The organism is Leifsonia sp. CL147, assembly GCF_900114565.1.
In the GTDB taxonomy this organism is placed as follows: Bacteria; Actinomycetota; Actinomycetes; order Actinomycetales; family Microbacteriaceae; genus Leifsonia.
In genome coordinates this window covers 36,320-50,780 of the sequence record NZ_FOTM01000010.1, presented here as the reverse complement: position 1 = coordinate 50,780, position 14,461 = coordinate 36,320, and the positions used below count along the sequence as shown (strand labels likewise).

At 70.4% G+C, this 14,461-nt stretch carries 11 protein-coding genes; 5 read left to right on the top strand and 6 right to left on the bottom strand.

Annotated elements, in window-relative coordinates; all coding sequences use genetic code 11:
• Positions 1 to 45: 45 nt before the first annotated feature.
• Genes BM287_RS10265 through BM287_RS10255 form a run of 3 tightly spaced genes read left to right on the top strand, consistent with a single transcriptional unit; the run spans position 46 to position 3,182 of the window.
• A complete protein-coding gene (locus BM287_RS10265; RefSeq protein ID WP_170857511.1) occupies positions 46 to 609 on the top strand; it encodes a dihydrofolate reductase family protein in 564 nt (187 codons plus the stop codon).
• A complete protein-coding gene (locus tag BM287_RS10260; protein ID WP_090039061.1) occupies positions 609 to 1,553 on the top strand; it encodes an EamA family transporter in 945 nt (314 codons plus the stop codon). Before BM287_RS10265 ends, BM287_RS10260 begins: the two co-directional genes overlap by 1 nt.
• A 60-nt stretch (positions 1,554 to 1,613) precedes the next feature.
• Positions 1,614 to 3,182 (top strand): amino acid permease, encoded by a 1,569-nt coding sequence (locus BM287_RS10255; RefSeq protein ID WP_090039059.1) that lies wholly within the window; start codon positions 1,614 to 1,616, stop codon positions 3,180 to 3,182.
• Positions 3,183 to 3,550: 368 nt separating this feature from the next.
• Here BM287_RS10255 and BM287_RS10250 read toward each other — a convergent pair whose 3' ends face one another.
• From BM287_RS10250 to BM287_RS10240, 3 genes are all read right to left on the bottom strand, one after another.
• Positions 3,551 to 4,051 (bottom strand): MarR family winged helix-turn-helix transcriptional regulator, encoded by a 501-nt coding sequence (locus BM287_RS10250; RefSeq protein WP_090039057.1) that lies wholly within the window; start codon positions 4,049 to 4,051, stop codon positions 3,551 to 3,553.
• Positions 4,035 to 5,777 (bottom strand): MFS transporter, encoded by a 1,743-nt coding sequence (locus BM287_RS10245; protein ID WP_090039055.1) that lies wholly within the window; start codon positions 5,775 to 5,777, stop codon positions 4,035 to 4,037. Before BM287_RS10245 ends, BM287_RS10250 begins: the two co-directional genes overlap by 17 nt.
• Positions 5,778 to 5,888: 111 nt before the next feature.
• Positions 5,889 to 6,518, bottom strand: coding sequence for a LysE family translocator (locus BM287_RS10240; protein WP_090039053.1), 630 nt, complete (start codon positions 6,516 to 6,518; stop codon positions 5,889 to 5,891).
• A 124-nt stretch (positions 6,519 to 6,642) separates the two neighbouring features.
• On the opposite strand from BM287_RS10240, the gene BM287_RS10235 reads away from it, so the two are divergent.
• A complete protein-coding gene (locus tag BM287_RS10235) occupies positions 6,643 to 7,167 on the top strand; it encodes a hypothetical protein (protein WP_090039051.1) in 525 nt (174 codons plus the stop codon).
• 313 nt (positions 7,168 to 7,480) lie between these two features.
• Here the strand turns inward: BM287_RS10235 and BM287_RS10230 are convergent, their stop codons facing one another.
• Complete coding sequence (locus BM287_RS10230; protein WP_090039048.1) at positions 7,481 to 8,062, bottom strand: TetR/AcrR family transcriptional regulator; 582 nt, start codon at positions 8,060 to 8,062, stop codon at positions 7,481 to 7,483.
• A 143-nt stretch (positions 8,063 to 8,205) separates the two neighbouring features.
• Positions 8,206 to 8,619 (bottom strand): arsenate reductase ArsC, encoded by a 414-nt coding sequence (locus BM287_RS10225; protein ID WP_090039047.1) that lies wholly within the window; start codon positions 8,617 to 8,619, stop codon positions 8,206 to 8,208.
• 136 nt (positions 8,620 to 8,755) lie between these two features.
• On the opposite strand from BM287_RS10225, the gene BM287_RS10220 reads away from it, so the two are divergent.
• Positions 8,756 to 10,339, top strand: coding sequence for an ATP-dependent DNA ligase (locus BM287_RS10220; RefSeq protein ID WP_090039045.1), 1,584 nt, complete (start codon positions 8,756 to 8,758; stop codon positions 10,337 to 10,339).
• A gap of 66 nt (positions 10,340 to 10,405) precedes the next feature.
• On the opposite strand, the gene BM287_RS10215 is transcribed toward BM287_RS10220, so the two are convergent.
• Positions 10,406 to 14,422 (bottom strand): DUF7507 domain-containing protein, encoded by a 4,017-nt coding sequence (locus tag BM287_RS10215; RefSeq protein ID WP_090039042.1) that lies wholly within the window; start codon positions 14,420 to 14,422, stop codon positions 10,406 to 10,408.
• Positions 14,423 to 14,461 lie beyond the last annotated feature (39 nt).

Genomic DNA, 14,461 nt, shown 5'->3' with positions numbered 1-14,461 from the left:
GTGGATAACTCCCCGTCGAACCCGCACTCGGGTACCATCGCCCACATGCGCCGGCTGATCGTGACCGAGTTCATGACCCTCGATGGAGTCGTGGAGGCACCCGGCGGCGAGCCGACCCACCGGCACTCGGGATGGACCATCCCGTTCAGTTCCGATGACCTCCGCGCCTTCAAGCTGCGGGAGGTGCTCGAGGCCGAGTCGCTGCTGCTGGGCCGACGCACGTACGAGCAGTTCGCGGAGGCCTGGCCGCCGCGCGAGGGCGAGTTCGCCGAGAAGATGAACGCCATGCCCAAGGTCGTCGCCACCTCCCGGCCGCGCGAGCTGGAGTGGAACGCGACCGCGGTGGAGCATCCCGTCCGCGCCGGCATCGGCACGCTCAAGGAGGGCGACGGCGGCCCGATCCTGGTCGCGGGCAGCGCCTCGCTCGTCCGGTCGCTCCTGGTGTGGGGGCTCGTCGACGAACTCCGGCTGATGGTCTACCCGGTCACGATCGGCGGAGGCACCCGGATCTTCCCCGACGACCGCGAGAAGTGGACGTTCGAGCTCACGCAGCTGGACCGCTTCAGCTCCGGAGCTGTGCTGCACACCTATCGACTGGCCGGGAGCTGATGCCGGCGGTCCTCGGGCTGCTCAGCGCCATCGTCTACGGATCCGCCGATTTCCTGGGCGGCGTGGCCTCGCGGCGCATCGGCCCGATGCGCACCACTGCGGTCGGCGCGGTCAGCGGCCTCGCTCTCCTGCTCCTCGCGCTCCCCTTCGTGGGCGGCGCCTGGTCGGTGCCTGCGCTCGGCTGGGGCGCGCTGTCCGGATTAGCGGGATCGGTCGCCATCGGCCTCCTGTACGGATGCCTCGCGATCGGCCCGATGAGCATCCTCTCGCCGCTCACCGCGCTGGTCTCCGCCGTCGTGCCGATGGTGTGGGGACTCGTCGGGGGCGACCGGTTCGGGCTCGTGGGCTCCCTCGCGCTCGGACTCGCGCTCGTCGCCGTGGTGCTCGTCGGATTCGTCCCCGAGAAGGGCGCCGTGCGGCCGAGCGGTCGTGCGCTGCTCATGGCCGTGGGCGCCGGCGCGATGCTCGGCGTGTTCCTCATCCTGCTCGATCAGACGCCGAGGGACTCCGGCGTCGTGCCGCTGATCGCGAACCGCGCGGTGAACGGCGCGGTGATGTGGGCCGCGGTCGCCCTGCTGGTGCTGAGGTCCCGGCGCTGCGCCCGGGTGCGTCAGAGAGCCGCACGCGAGCGAGTGGATGCCCTCCTCCCGGGCGACGCGCAGGCCCGGGTGGAGGCGGCAGCCCGGGTGGATGCGCCCGCCCGGCTCGAACGCCTCGGCGTGGGCATCGCGATCGCCGGGGGCGCCATCGACGCCTCCGCGAACGTCCTCATCCTGCTCGGGTTGAGACTCGGGGAGCTGACCACGATCTCCGTCCTGGTCGGCCTCTATCCGGCCGGAACCATCCTGCTGGCGGCCGTCGTGCTGCGCGAGCGGGTAGCGCCCGTCCAATGGGTCGGGCTGGTGCTCGCGGTGGTGGCCGCGGCGACGCTCGCGATCAGCTGACCTCGCCCTCGGCCCGGCCCAGCCGGTACTGTGGGTCGCTGGAACAGACGGAGGCGATCCATGAGCACACCGCACGACCCGGCCGACGAACTCGAGAATCCCCGGGAGCACCTCGGCGATGTGAGTCAGGCCGTCCAGGACTTCTCCAGCGAGCAGGAGGGCTACCACAAGTCGCTCTCGTCGCGGCAGCTGCAGATGATCGCCATCGGCGGCGCGATCGGCACCGGTCTGTTCCTCGGCGCCGGCGGCCGTCTGCACGATGGCGGCCCGCTGCTGGTGATCGTCTACGCGGTGTGCGGCTTCTTCGCGTTCCTGGTGCTGCGGGCGCTCGGCGAGCTCGTGCTGCACCGGCCGTCGTCCGGCTCGTTCGTGTCGTACGCGCGGGAGTTCTACGGCGAGAAGATGGCCTACGTCGCCGGCTGGATGTACTTCCTCAACTGGGCGATGACGGCGATCGTCGACTCCACGGCGGTGGCCCTGTACGTGAAGTACTGGAGTCTGTTCTCCAGCGTCCCGCAGTGGCTGCTCGCCCTGATCGCGCTCGTCGTGGTGGTGAGCCTCAACCTCATCTCGGTGAGGGTGTTCGGCGAGATGGAGTTCTGGTTCGCCCTGATCAAGGTGGGGGCGCTGGTCGCGTTCCTGGTCGTCGGGATCGTCGTCCTGGCGGCCGGCTGGCCGACCGATGTCGGCCCGACCGGTATCGCGATGCTCTCGCAGAACGGCTGGCTGCTGCCCCACGGCGTCGCCACCATCGCGATGGCGGTCGTGCTCGTGCAGGGCGTCGTCTTCGCCTACGCCGGCGTCGAGCTGGTGGGCACCGCCGCCGGTGAGACCGCGAACCCCGAGAAGATCATGCCGCGGGCCATCAACAGCGTCGTGTTCCGCATCGCGGTGTTCTACTGCGGCTCGGTGCTGCTGCTCGCGCTGCTGCTCCCGGCGAGCGCCTACAGCGCCGATCAGAGCCCGTTCGTCACGTTCTTCAGCCATCTCGGCGGACCGGAGCTCAGCGCGGTCATCGGCTCGATCATGAACTTCGTCGTGCTCACTGCCGCTCTCTCCAGCCTGAATGCCGGGATGTATTCGACCGGTCGCATCCTGCACTCGATGGCGCAGACGGGAGCGTCGCCCCGATTCACCGCACGGATGAACTCGCGCGGGGTCCCGTACGGCGGCATCCTGCTCACCGCTGGGATCGGCGTGCTCGGCGTCTTCCTCAACCTGATCGTGCCGGAGCAGGCGTTCAACATCGTGCTGAACGTCGCATCCCTCGGCATCGTCACCAGCTGGGGGATGATCGTCCTCTGCCAGATGCAGCTGCGCCGCTGGGCGCTCCGCGGCGTCTACACGCGTCCCTCGTTCCGGCTGTTCGGCGCGCCGTTCACCGCCTGGCTGACCCTCGCGTTCCTCGTCGCGGTGCTCGTGCTGATGGCGTTCGACTACCCCACAGGGACGTGGACCGTCGCGTCGCTCGTCATCATCATCCCGCTGCTCGTGATCGGCTGGTACGCGCAACGTTCGCGCATCCTGGCCATCGCAGCGGAGCGCCAAGGGCACACGGGTGCGCACCCCGTCATCGCGGCACGCCGCCCCGGCCGCCCGGGCCGCCCCGGCGACCCCGGCCCCCGCTGACCCCACCCGCCCCGAGCCGGACGCGCCGGCGCCACCCGCCCCGGGCCGGACGGGCCGGCGCCACCCGCCGAGGCCCCTCGGCCGAGGTGCATTCACCGAGGCCAATTCACCGAAGTGCTCGTTGTTACACGCGACACGCCGGTCGCGGCTGCAACAACGAGCACCTCGACCCAGTCCCATCCACCGAGGCCAATTCACCGAAGCCGATTCACCGAAGTGCTCGTTGTTGCATCCGACACGCCGGTGGCGGGTGCAACAACGAGCACCTCGGCGGATTGGCGAGAGGCAGGACCGGGGAGACCCGGGGGATGCGGGAGACGCGGCGGACGCGTCAGGACGCGGGGGACGCGGGAGACCCGGCGGACGCGTCAGGACGCGGGGGACGCGGGAGACGCGGGCGGGGCCACCTGCGCGGCCCGCTCCAGCGCGGGCAGGGCGGCGCGGACCGCATCCACCTGATCCGGCGTGAGCTCGGCGAGCACCGCGGACACCGCCCGCGCGCGGTCCGACCGCGCCTCGTCCAGCAGCGCCTTCCCCGCCTCCGTCCCCGAGACGAAGAGGGAGCGTCCGTCCTCCGGGTCGGGAGCCCGCTCCACGAGACCGCGCGCCTCGAGGTCGGCGACGATCCGCGTGATGGTCGGAGCCGCCGCCACCTCGATGGCGGCGATCTCGCTGGGGCGGAGGGGTCCGCGGCGGACGATGGTGGACAGTGCGGACAGCTGGCCGTGGCTGAGGCCTCCGGTGGACGAGCGGATGCGGCGGTTCAGCCGCCCCACAGCCAGGGCCAGGCGGCCGGAGACATCGTCGACGACCTCGTTGTCGCCGCCTCCGGTCGCCGGCCGCTCGTCAGCTTCATGCGCGGTGGGCACCGACTTCCTCGCCTTCCTGGGCGGCCTGCCGCTGGGGTGCGACGGCCTCCTCATGAACATACTTCGCCCCGCCGAGGAACGACGCTACAGCGCCGATGACGCTCATCACGGCGGCGGCGATGAAGACGACCACGAGCCCGTCGTGGAACGGCCCGGAGATCAGCTGGGGGAAGAACTCCTTGCCCGTCAGCGTGGCTGCGTCCACGTGCGGCGAGGTCAGGATCCCGGTCGGTGCGAGGAGGCTCTGGATGGGGTTGTAGCCGAGGAAGGCGGCGAACAGACTGCCGACGGGCGGCGTGTTCCCGACCTGGGCCGCGATGTTCGCCGGAACCCCGTGGGACGTCAGCCCGTTGCTGAGCGCCGACGGCAGGGCCACCGAGAGCCCGGCGATCATCAGCGAGAAGAAGATGCCGATGGAGAGCGAGCTTCCGGCGTTGAGGGCCACACCGGCCATCCCGGATGCGGCACCGCGCTCGTTCGCCGGCACGCTGTTCATGATCGCGGTGCGGTTGGGCGAGGAGAACAGGCCGGACCCGATCCCGTTGAGTCCGGTCAGCAGGGCGAACTGCCAGTACTCGAAGTTCACCGGGATGAGCAGCAGGCCGACGAACGTCGCGCCGACGAGGAGCAGTCCGACCGTCGCGAACGAGCGCGATCCGAAGCGGTCCGAGAGCGCACCGGAAACGGGACCGGCCACCAGGAACCCGATCGTGATCGGGAGCATGTAGATGCCCGCCCAGAGCGGCGTCGACTCGTAGCTGTAGCCGTGCAGCGGCAGCCAGATCCCCTGCAGCCAGATGATCAGCATGAACTGCAGCCCGCCGCGCCCGATCGCCGCGAGGAATCCCGAGAAGATCCCGGAGGAGAAAGCACGGATGCGGAACAGCCTCATGTCGAACATCGGCGCCGGGACCCGCAGCTCGATGAACACGAACGCGACGAGCAGCAGGATGCCGCCGACGATCGCACCGAGGACCCACGGGTTGCCCCATCCCTGGCTGGAGCCGCCGTAGGGCTGGATGCCGTACGTGATACCGGTGAGGAGGGCGATCAGGCCGAGCGCGAAGCTCGCGTTGCCGAGCCCGTCGATTCGTCCCGGGTTCTTCTGCCCGACCTCGTGCAGCGACTTGAGGGACCAGATGGTGCCGACGATGCCGAACGGAACGGAGACGAAGAACACGGCCCGCCAGTCCACCTCGGCCAGCAGGCCGCCGAGGATGAGGCCGATGAAGCTGCCCGCGATGGCGGCCACCTGGTTGAGCCCGAGGGCGAAGCCGCGCTTGTTGGCCGGGAACGCGTCCGTCAGGATCGCGGTCGAGTTGGCGAACAGCATCGCGCCGCCGATGCCCTGCACGAACCGCCACACGATCAGCCACATCGCGCCCGGTCCGCCGGTGAGCGGGTCGAGGCACAGCGCGATGGCCGCGATCGTGAAGATCACGAACCCGAGGTTGTAGATCCGGACCCGTCCGAACTGGTCGCCCATCCGCCCGAACATGACGACGAGTACCGCGGTGACGAGCATGTAGCCCATCAGCATCCAGAGGAGGTACGACACGTTGCCCGGCTCGAGCGGGTTCAGCTTGACGCCGGTGAAGATCGCGGGCAGGGAGATGATGACGATCGACGAGTTGATCGTCGCCATGAGCATGCCGAGCGTGGTGTTGGACAGCGCCACCCACCGGTAGTGCGGGTGGTCTTTGGTGAAGATGCCGGTGCGGGCCACGGAAGTCCTTGTCAGTGCGCGTGAGAGTACGTGGAGATGCGGTCGTTTATATGCGTCAACTATATTACGCCCAACGGCCGCACGGTCCGATGGGCGGACGGCAAGAGACTCCTACGACTCCGCGCTGAGCGCGATGGTGCCGAGCCCGAGGGCGGCCAGGATCCCGGCCGACACCCGCTCCAGCCACGTGGTGACGGCCGGCCGCTTCAGCCAGGCCACCGCCCGGCCGGCGAGGAGCGCGACCGCCACGAGGTAGAGCGAGCCGACGACCGCGTCGATCGCCCCGAGCAGGAGGGTGCTGCCGATCGTGGAGCCGTCGTGGGGCACGAACTGCGGCGCGACGGCGAGGAAGAACAGGCCGACTTTCGGGTTGGTCATCGTGGACAGCGCCCCGGCGGCGAACCCTCCGTACAGCGACGTGCGGCGAGCGGTCGGCTCGACCCCGCCGGAGTGGTTCTTGCGGCTGGCGATGAACGCCATGACACCGAGGTACACGAGGTAGAGGCCGCCGACGATCTTCAGGATGCGGTAGAGCTCCGCGGACTGCTCCAGCAGCGCGGCCAGGCCCAGTGCGACCGCGAGCGCCCAGCCGAGCGAGCCGACCGCCGAACCGACCGATGCCGCGATCCCGGCGCTCGGCCTCGACAGGCTGAACCGCAGCACGAGGAACGTGTCCGGCCCCGGCGTGATCGCGAGGACGACGCACAGGCCGGCGAAGGCGAGGAGGCTTGCTGCGGTCATCCGACAAGTATGCAACGGCGACCGAAAACCTGTCGCGCCCGTCGCATACTGCCGGACCGGGGTTAGGCTGTGCGCAGGACCCACGGGAGACGTCGGCCCAGCCTGCAACCCGAGAGGCACGGCGATGATCGAGACGGACACCGAAACAGACCCGGGCGAAGAGCAGGTCTCCATCCCGGACCAGTTGCGCAGCCTCCTGGACGGCGAGCGCGGGATGAAGGAACTGGCCGCGACCAAACCGGTCTGGTACCCGGCCCTGGTGCGCCAGCTCGAGCTGGCCGTCGGCGACGACGAGATCATCTACCTGGGCGCGGCCACCGCGACGTCGGCCTCCGCCGTCACCCTGCGGGTCGGGATCTTCACCGCGAGCATGGTGGTCGCGGCGGAGGTCGTCGACGACGGATCGCCGGGCGCGCACGTCACGACCCGGGTGGAGGGCCGCGCCGCGCTGGAATGGTTCGAGCTGTCCGGCGGCCAGGGGGACGACGGATCCGACTCGCCGTGGCCCGGCGGCTTCCGGATCCGCGCGTACTACCGCTCGGGGCTCACAGTGACCGTGCCGGCGAATGTGGTGGACACGGAGGCGAAGCGCGTCTCGGTGCACGGAGTGCTCGACGGCATCCGGGCGGACCTCAAAGCCCGGATGTAGACCCCGGCCCTGGTACGCCAGCTCGAGCTGGGTGGTGGAGGACTCTGGAAATCGAACCAGACAGGTCGCCCCGATAGGCGAGTCCCCCGAACCTGAACAGTATAAGGAAGCTTCCGCCGAGGTGCTCGTTGTTGCCGTCACCCGCGGCGTGTCGGATGCAACGACGAGCACTTCGGCGTGCGCTCAGGGGGGCGGGGGCACGCTCCGATCCGGAACGGAACCGGAGCGCACTCCCCCGCAGGGCGACGCACGGCGCCGCCGGCGTCCCCGGTTAGAACGTACGGACTTCCCGGTTTGATCGCAAATGCAAGTGTTACGCAGCGCCGAACGCAGCAGTGACCACGCCCCACACCCGGGCGATGTCCTCGCTCAGCGTCTCGAAGGTGTTGCGCTCGGCCGCGATCGTGTAGGCGCCGAAGATGCCCTGAACGGCGACCATCGCCAGGTCGCGCACGTCCACGTCACTGCGGCGGCGATCCTCGGCTTCCTGCCTCAGCAGCCCGGCCACGAAGGCCGCCCAGCGCGCATACGGATCATCGTCGGCGGCCGGCGGAAGCACCGTCTGGGTGAGCTTCATGGCGGCGCGCGCCCGGATGTCGGCTCCCAGGACAGCCGCCACCCGCTGGGTCACTTCCTCCGCGGCCGCGAGCCCGCGCATCCCGGACGCCGTCACGTCGTGGACGATGGCCGGCCAATCGCCTTGGCTCTCCTCCACCAGCGCCGTCGCGATGTCGAGCTTCGAGCGGAAGTGGAAGTACACCGCGCCCTTCGTCGCACCGGTGCGCTCGACGATCCGGTCCAGGCGCGCGCCCTCGTACCCGTGCTGGTCGAACTCGGTCGCAGCGGCGTCGAGAATGGCGATCCGCGTGCGCTCGGCGCGTTCCTGTCTCGGCATGCGTCATCGCCTGTCTCGTGAAGGGAGGGGGTGACTCGACGATAGCGCGGCGACCCGCGCGGTCGGCGCAGCGACGGCCGGATTGCGGTCGGGAAACGAACACGCGCGGACGCACGGGAACGCCCGGAGAGCAGAACCGAAGGTCACGCGACGGGAAGCAGCTCCGCGATCAAGGCCCGGACGCGCTCCTTGATCTCGTCGCGGATGGGCCGCACCTCGTCGATCGGCCTGCCGGCGGGGTCGGTGAGCTCCCAATCCTCGTAGCGCTTGCCGGGGAAGACGGGGCAGGTGTCACCGCATCCCATCGTGATCACGACGTCCGACTCCTGCACGGCTTCCGTGGTGAGGAGCGCGGGGCTGCCCGCCGAGATGTCGATGCCGTCCTCGGCCATCGCTTGCACGGCGATGGGGTTCAGCGCGTTCCCCGGCTCCGATCCGGCCGAGCGCACCTCCACCCGATCCCCGGCGAGGGCCCGCAGGTAGCCGGCGGCCATCTGACTCCGGCCCGCGTTGTGGACGCAGACGAACAACACGCTGGGGCGAGGGGATGCGCTCATACGTACAGCTTCGCAGGTACGGGGCAGCCTCGCCTCACGTGCCGGGCAGCTCCCGCAGCTCGCTGGTCCGGTCGCCGGGATCGTCGCCGTGTTCGCCGCGGCCGGCGGTGTCGGAGGCCGGTGGTTGGATGGGCACGTGCTCCTCGATGCGCTCGTGACGACGGCCGAGACCGTCGCATCCACCCGCTCCCGGCTGGCGAAGGTGGATGCGCTCGCGGCGCTGCTCTCGCGCCTCGCGCCGGAGGAGGTGGCGCCGGCGGTGGGCTTCCTCGTCGGGAAGGCCCGGCAGGGCCGGGTCGGCGTCGGCTGGCGCGGGCTGAGCGGAGCGATGGGCGAGCCCGCGGCCGAGCCCGTCCTGACGGTGGACGACCTCGACGCGCTGCTCGACCGGCTGAGCGCGCTCTCCGGCACCGGCTCGGCCGGCGAGCGCAATCGCATCCTCCGCGACTTCACCGCGCGCGCGACGACCCGCGAGCAGGACTTCATCGCTCATGTGCTCCTCGGCGAGATGCGGACCGGCGCGCTGGAGGGGGTGCTGATGGATGCCATCGCCCGCGCCTCGGGACGAACGGGCGAGGCGGTCCGCCGTGCGGCGATGCTGTCCGGCGACCTCGGCGAGACGGCGCTGCTCGCGCTCACCGGCACGGCCGAGGAGCTGGATGCGGTCGGGCTGGTGGTGGGCCGGCCGGTCCTGCCGATGCTCGCCGCCTCGGCGCCGACGGCAGCAGAAGCGCTCGGCACGACCGGGACCGCGTCGGTGGAGTTCAAGCTCGACGGCGCGCGCATCCAGGTGCACCGGCACGGCGACGAGGTGCGCGTCTTCACGCGGAACCTCGCAGACATCACGCACCGGCTGCCGGAGGTCGTCGAGGTGGTGCGACGCCTTCCCGTGCGGGACGTGATCCTCGACGGCGAGACCCTCTCGCTCGATGAGGACGGCGCGCCGCGGCCGTTTCAGGAGACGATGTCGCGGTTCGGGTCGGAGCGGGCCTCCGTCACCTCGGTCGCAGGCTCCCTCGGCGCTGGGGTCGCGGCGCCGCTTCGCGCTGCTCTCGGCTCCGCGCTGCGCCCCTGGTTCTTCGACGTGCTCCACGTCGACGGGCGCGACCTGCTCGACGAACCGCTGTCGACCCGGCTCGCCGAACTGGAGCGGGTGGCCGGCGAGCACCGCATCCCCGGCGAGGTCACCTCCGACCCCGCGGTGGCGGAGCGCGTGGCGAGGGATGCCCTGGCCGCCGGACAGGAAGGCGTCGTCGTCAAGGCGATCGACTCGCGGTACGCCGCCGGCCGTCGCGGCTCCAGCTGGATCAAGGTGAAGCCCGTGCACACCTACGACCTCGTCGTCCTGGCCGTCGAGTGGGGGTCCGGCCGCCGCCACGGCTTGCTGTCGAACATCCATCTCGGCGCCCGCGACCCGGACGGGGAGTACGGAGAGCCCGGCGGCTTCGTCATGGTCGGGAAGACGTTCAAGGGGCTCACCGACAAGCTGCTCGCCTGGCAGACGGAGCACTACCAGGAGATCGAGGTGCGCCGGACGCCGGGCACCGTGTGGGTGGCTCCGACGACGGTCGTGGAGATCGCGATCGACGGTGTCCAGCGCTCCAGCCGCTACCCCGGTGGGATCGCGCTGCGGTTCGCCCGCGTCAAGCGGTACCGCGACGACAAGGACCCCGGCGAGGCGGACACGATCGGGACCCTGCGCGCCCTGCTGCGCGCCTGACGCCGCCGTTCCCGCCGGGAACCGAGGAGCGCATCCTGTCTCCTCGTCCCCGACGGGTTCACGCGATCAGTCGGTGCGTCCCCGGCGGCGGTAGCGGGTCACGAGAGCCGCGACGAGACCCAGGACCAGCAGTCCGAATGCGATCAGGAACGGCGGCAGCAGGTCGCTGCCCGTCGACGCCAGTCCCACCGGGGCGACCTCCGTCACCTTCGCCGTGGACGGATCCGAGACGATCGGATCGCCGCCGGCTGTCGTGCCGGTGGCCGTCGCCGTGTTGGTCAGCGTCCCGCCGGCCGCCAGGTCCGCCGCCACGACCGTGTACGTGGCCGTGCAGTCGATCGTCTGGCCGGGCGGAAGGATGCTCGGGCCCGGGCAGGCGACGGCCGAGAGGCTGCCGTGTCCGCTGAAGGCGCCCTCCGCGACCTTCGGGTTGCTGATGTCGACATTGCCCGCATTGGTGATCGCGAACAGGTAGTTCACGACCTGCCCCACCTGCGTGGCCTGCTGGATGCTCGCGGTCTTCACGAGGGCCAGTGCGGGATGCGGGCTGGTGACGACCGTGGCCGAGGACGCAGCGGAGGTGACCGTGTCGCCGCCCGGCGAGGTCCCACTGGCCGTTGCGGTGTTCGTGATCTTCCCGGAGTCGATGTCCGCCTGCGTCACCGTGTACGTGGCGGTGCAGGTGGTCGTGTCGGCCGGAAGGAGGACGACGGCCGGCGGGCAGGTGATCGCCGACAGCTGTCCGGTCCCGGAGAACGCCGACTCCGTCACGGTCGGGCCCGTGATGGTGACATTGCCCGTGTTGGTGATCGCGAACGAGTAGGTGAGCTGCTGGCCCACCTGGGCGGCCTGCGCGCTCGCGGTCTTCACGAGCGTCAGCTCGGGCGCCTGCGCCGCGTTCACGACGGCGTTCGACGGCGCGGAGGTCACCGGCGCACCGGTCGGCGGCGTGCCCGTCACCGTCGCCGTGTTCGTGATCGTCCCGGCGTCCATGTCGGCCTGGGTGACCGTGTAGGTGGCCGTGCAGGTCTCGAACTGGCCCGCGACGAGCGAGATCTCGGGGCAGTCGATCGCCGAAAGGGCGCCGGTTCCGGAGAACTGCGTCTCGGTCACCGTCGGGTTCGTCAACGTCACGTTGCCCGTGTTCGTCACGAAGAACGAGTACGTCACCTGCTCGCCTGCAGCGTTCACCGTAGCGGAATCGACCGACTTGACCAGAGAGATCCCGGGAGCGGGCGTCTGCGGAATGGTGACGGACGACGGTCCCGACGGGACGGAGACGTCCGACCCGGTGGGCGTGCCGTTCGCCACGGCTGTATTCGTCAGGCTGCCCGCATCCACATCCGCCTGGGTGAGCGTGTACGTGGCGGTGCAGACCTCCTGCTCGCCGAGAGCCAGCGTCGGGGATGGGCAGGTCGCCGGGGACATCGTGCCGGTGCCGCTGAACTGCGACTCGTCGACGCTGATCCCGTTCATCGGCACGTTGCCGGTGTTCGTCACCACGAAGTGGTAGGTGATCAGCTGGCCCGGCAGGTAGGCCGCGGCGTCCGACGGGTCCGCCGACTTCACGAGGCTGAGCGCGGGAGCAGGGGCGGCGGTCGGAGTGTCCGTCGTGGAGGGCAGGGACACGACCGGCGTGACCGCTCCCGGAGGCGTCCCCTCCGCGGTGGCGGAGTTGTGGACTGTGCCGGCGGTCACATCCGCCGCGGTGATCGTGTACACGCTGGTGGCCGTGCAGAGCTCGCTCGCGGCGGGGGCGAGTGTCGTCTGCGGGCAGGTGACGGCGCCGGCCATGGGGTCGTTCACGCCGACGCTGCTCAGGGTGAGGACGCCCGTGTTCGTGACGGTGAAGGTGTACTGGATGGTGTCCCCGGCATCGGTCAACCCGTCGCCGTTCACATCCACGGGTGGACTGGCGTGCTTGTCGATCGAGATGGCGGCGCAGGCCGCGGTCGGGACGAAGTCGAACCCGGCCTGGCCGGACGAGGTCCCGGCCGGGGCGTCGGTGACCCCATTGTCACCCGTGGTGACGGCGTTGGCCGTGTTCGTCACGGTGGTTCCCGGCTGCGGGCAGGTGTTCAGCACGGTCGTGCTGTAGCAGGTCTGGATCGGATCCCCGCTCCAGGAGAGCTGGACGTGCGAGGCGTTCACCGCTGCGGAGTCCGTCACGCCGGCCAGGTTGAGGACGGCCGTCAGGCTCGCCGTCGCACCGCTGGTCGGGATCGACGAGATGTCGATGCTCGGCGGAGTGCCCGCCGGGAAGGGGATGTTGTCGAAGCCCGCGACCGGGTTCCCGTTCGCATCCTGCACCGTGACGGTGGCGCTCTCGTACTCCGTGCCGGTCAGGCCGGGGAGGGAGACGGTCTGCCACGAGGAGACGTGACCGCTCTGCCCGTCGCAGTAGTACTGCTCGGGCGACAGGGTCACCTGCTGCGAGGCGGTCGTGCAGGGTCCGCCGGTGAGGGCGTTGAAGATCGTGATCTGTGCGCCATCGCCGTTGGACGCCATGCATCCGGGCAGGTTCTGCAGGGTGCGCACGGTGTACCCGCGGACGTTCGCCGGCGCGGTGGTGAACTGGGCGCAGGGCTGGACCTTGCCGCCCACGAGCGGAATCGAGAAGTCGTAGCAGGAGTCGACGTTTCCGTTGGCCGTGTAGTACTTCGTTCCCACGAGGACACCGGTGCCGAAGCCGTCGTTCGTCGCCGCGGAGAAGGCGTAGGCCGTCTGGCTCCACGGGTTCGGGAGCGGCGCGCCCGCCGGCGTGAAGCAGGCGGAGTCGAAGACGGCGCATCCGCCGAGGACGGTTCCGGTCGAGGACACCACCGGGAACACCTCGCTGCCGTGCGGGCTGGGAGCCCCGACGGCGATGGGGAAGCTGGGGCAGACCGCGTGCGCGGTCGTGTCGTAGCAGCTCAGGAACTCGGTCGTGTTGGAGGCATCCACGTAGGAGATGTAGACGTATTGACCGAACGTGTCGATCTCGGGGTTGCCGACCGTGCCCATCGGCTGCCCCGCGGTCACCGTCGTGGTGCCGCAGGAGGCGCCGGCAGGCGAGACGCACTGCAGGTTTCCGTTGAGGTCGACGTAGTAGTAGTTGCCGTCACCCGCAGCGATGCCGTCGCCGCTCAGCGAGTAGCCGGGGACCGTGGTCGAGCCCAGGGGAGTGAAGCCGCAGCTCGTCAGCGAGTTCAGATCGAGGCACTGCATCCCGAACGGGTTCGCCGGGACCGCGTTCTGCGAGGCCGGCCAGTACAGCCGTCCGCCGGAGATGAAGGAGCCGTTGACCAGGTCGGAGAAGTACGTGGTCGATGAACCGGTGCCGAGCGGCGTCCCGGGCGTCGGGTCCACATACGAGGACTGGGCCGGCCAGCCCGGGCAGATGGCGCCGGACAGAGTGGCGCAGAACACCACGGTGGGGCTGCTGTTGTGGTGGAAGACCGTGTACACGTTGCCCAGGTAGCCCTCGACGCTGTAGCCGTCGCCGCCGGGCGTGTTGAACGTGACGGCCGCCGCCGAGAAGTTCGACGAGGCCGAGCTCGTGATGCTGGCCGGAACCGTTCCCGTCGCGCCGACGCCGTTCACCGGGGCACCGGAGGGCGGGCTGCCTGCGGTCCAGGTCTGGCCTCCGTCGGTCGTGTACTGGGGCGACAGGCTCGGCGGCGTCTTCAGCGACCCGGGCACGTAACCCTGCAGGCCGGTGATGGCGTCGGTCTGGTCGACGGTCGCCGACGATCCGGTCGTGTTGGTGTAGTGCAGGACCCAGTTGAGGGTGTCCGACTGCTGCGTCGTCCCCGTCGTGCCGGCTGCCGAGTCCGTCGACGTGCCGGTTGCGGTGGAGGTGCCGGTCTTGGTGAAGGTCGCCGCGGCGCTCGTCCCTTCGGGACGCGCCGTCGCGGCTGTCCCCGATGGCGCCGCCTGCGCCGGCTGCGCCGGCTGCGCTGCCGCTGCCGGGAGCGCCGCCGTTCCGCCCGCGACGGCCAGCCCGCTCACCGCGAGGAGGATCGTGACGACCGAGGAGAGGGTGCGCGACGGTCGCCGCACGGGCACCCGCTCGTCGAACAGGCCTGATTTCGTGTGGCGCATGGTCCCCTCCAGAACGCTCCCGGCGCGAAACGCGCCGCA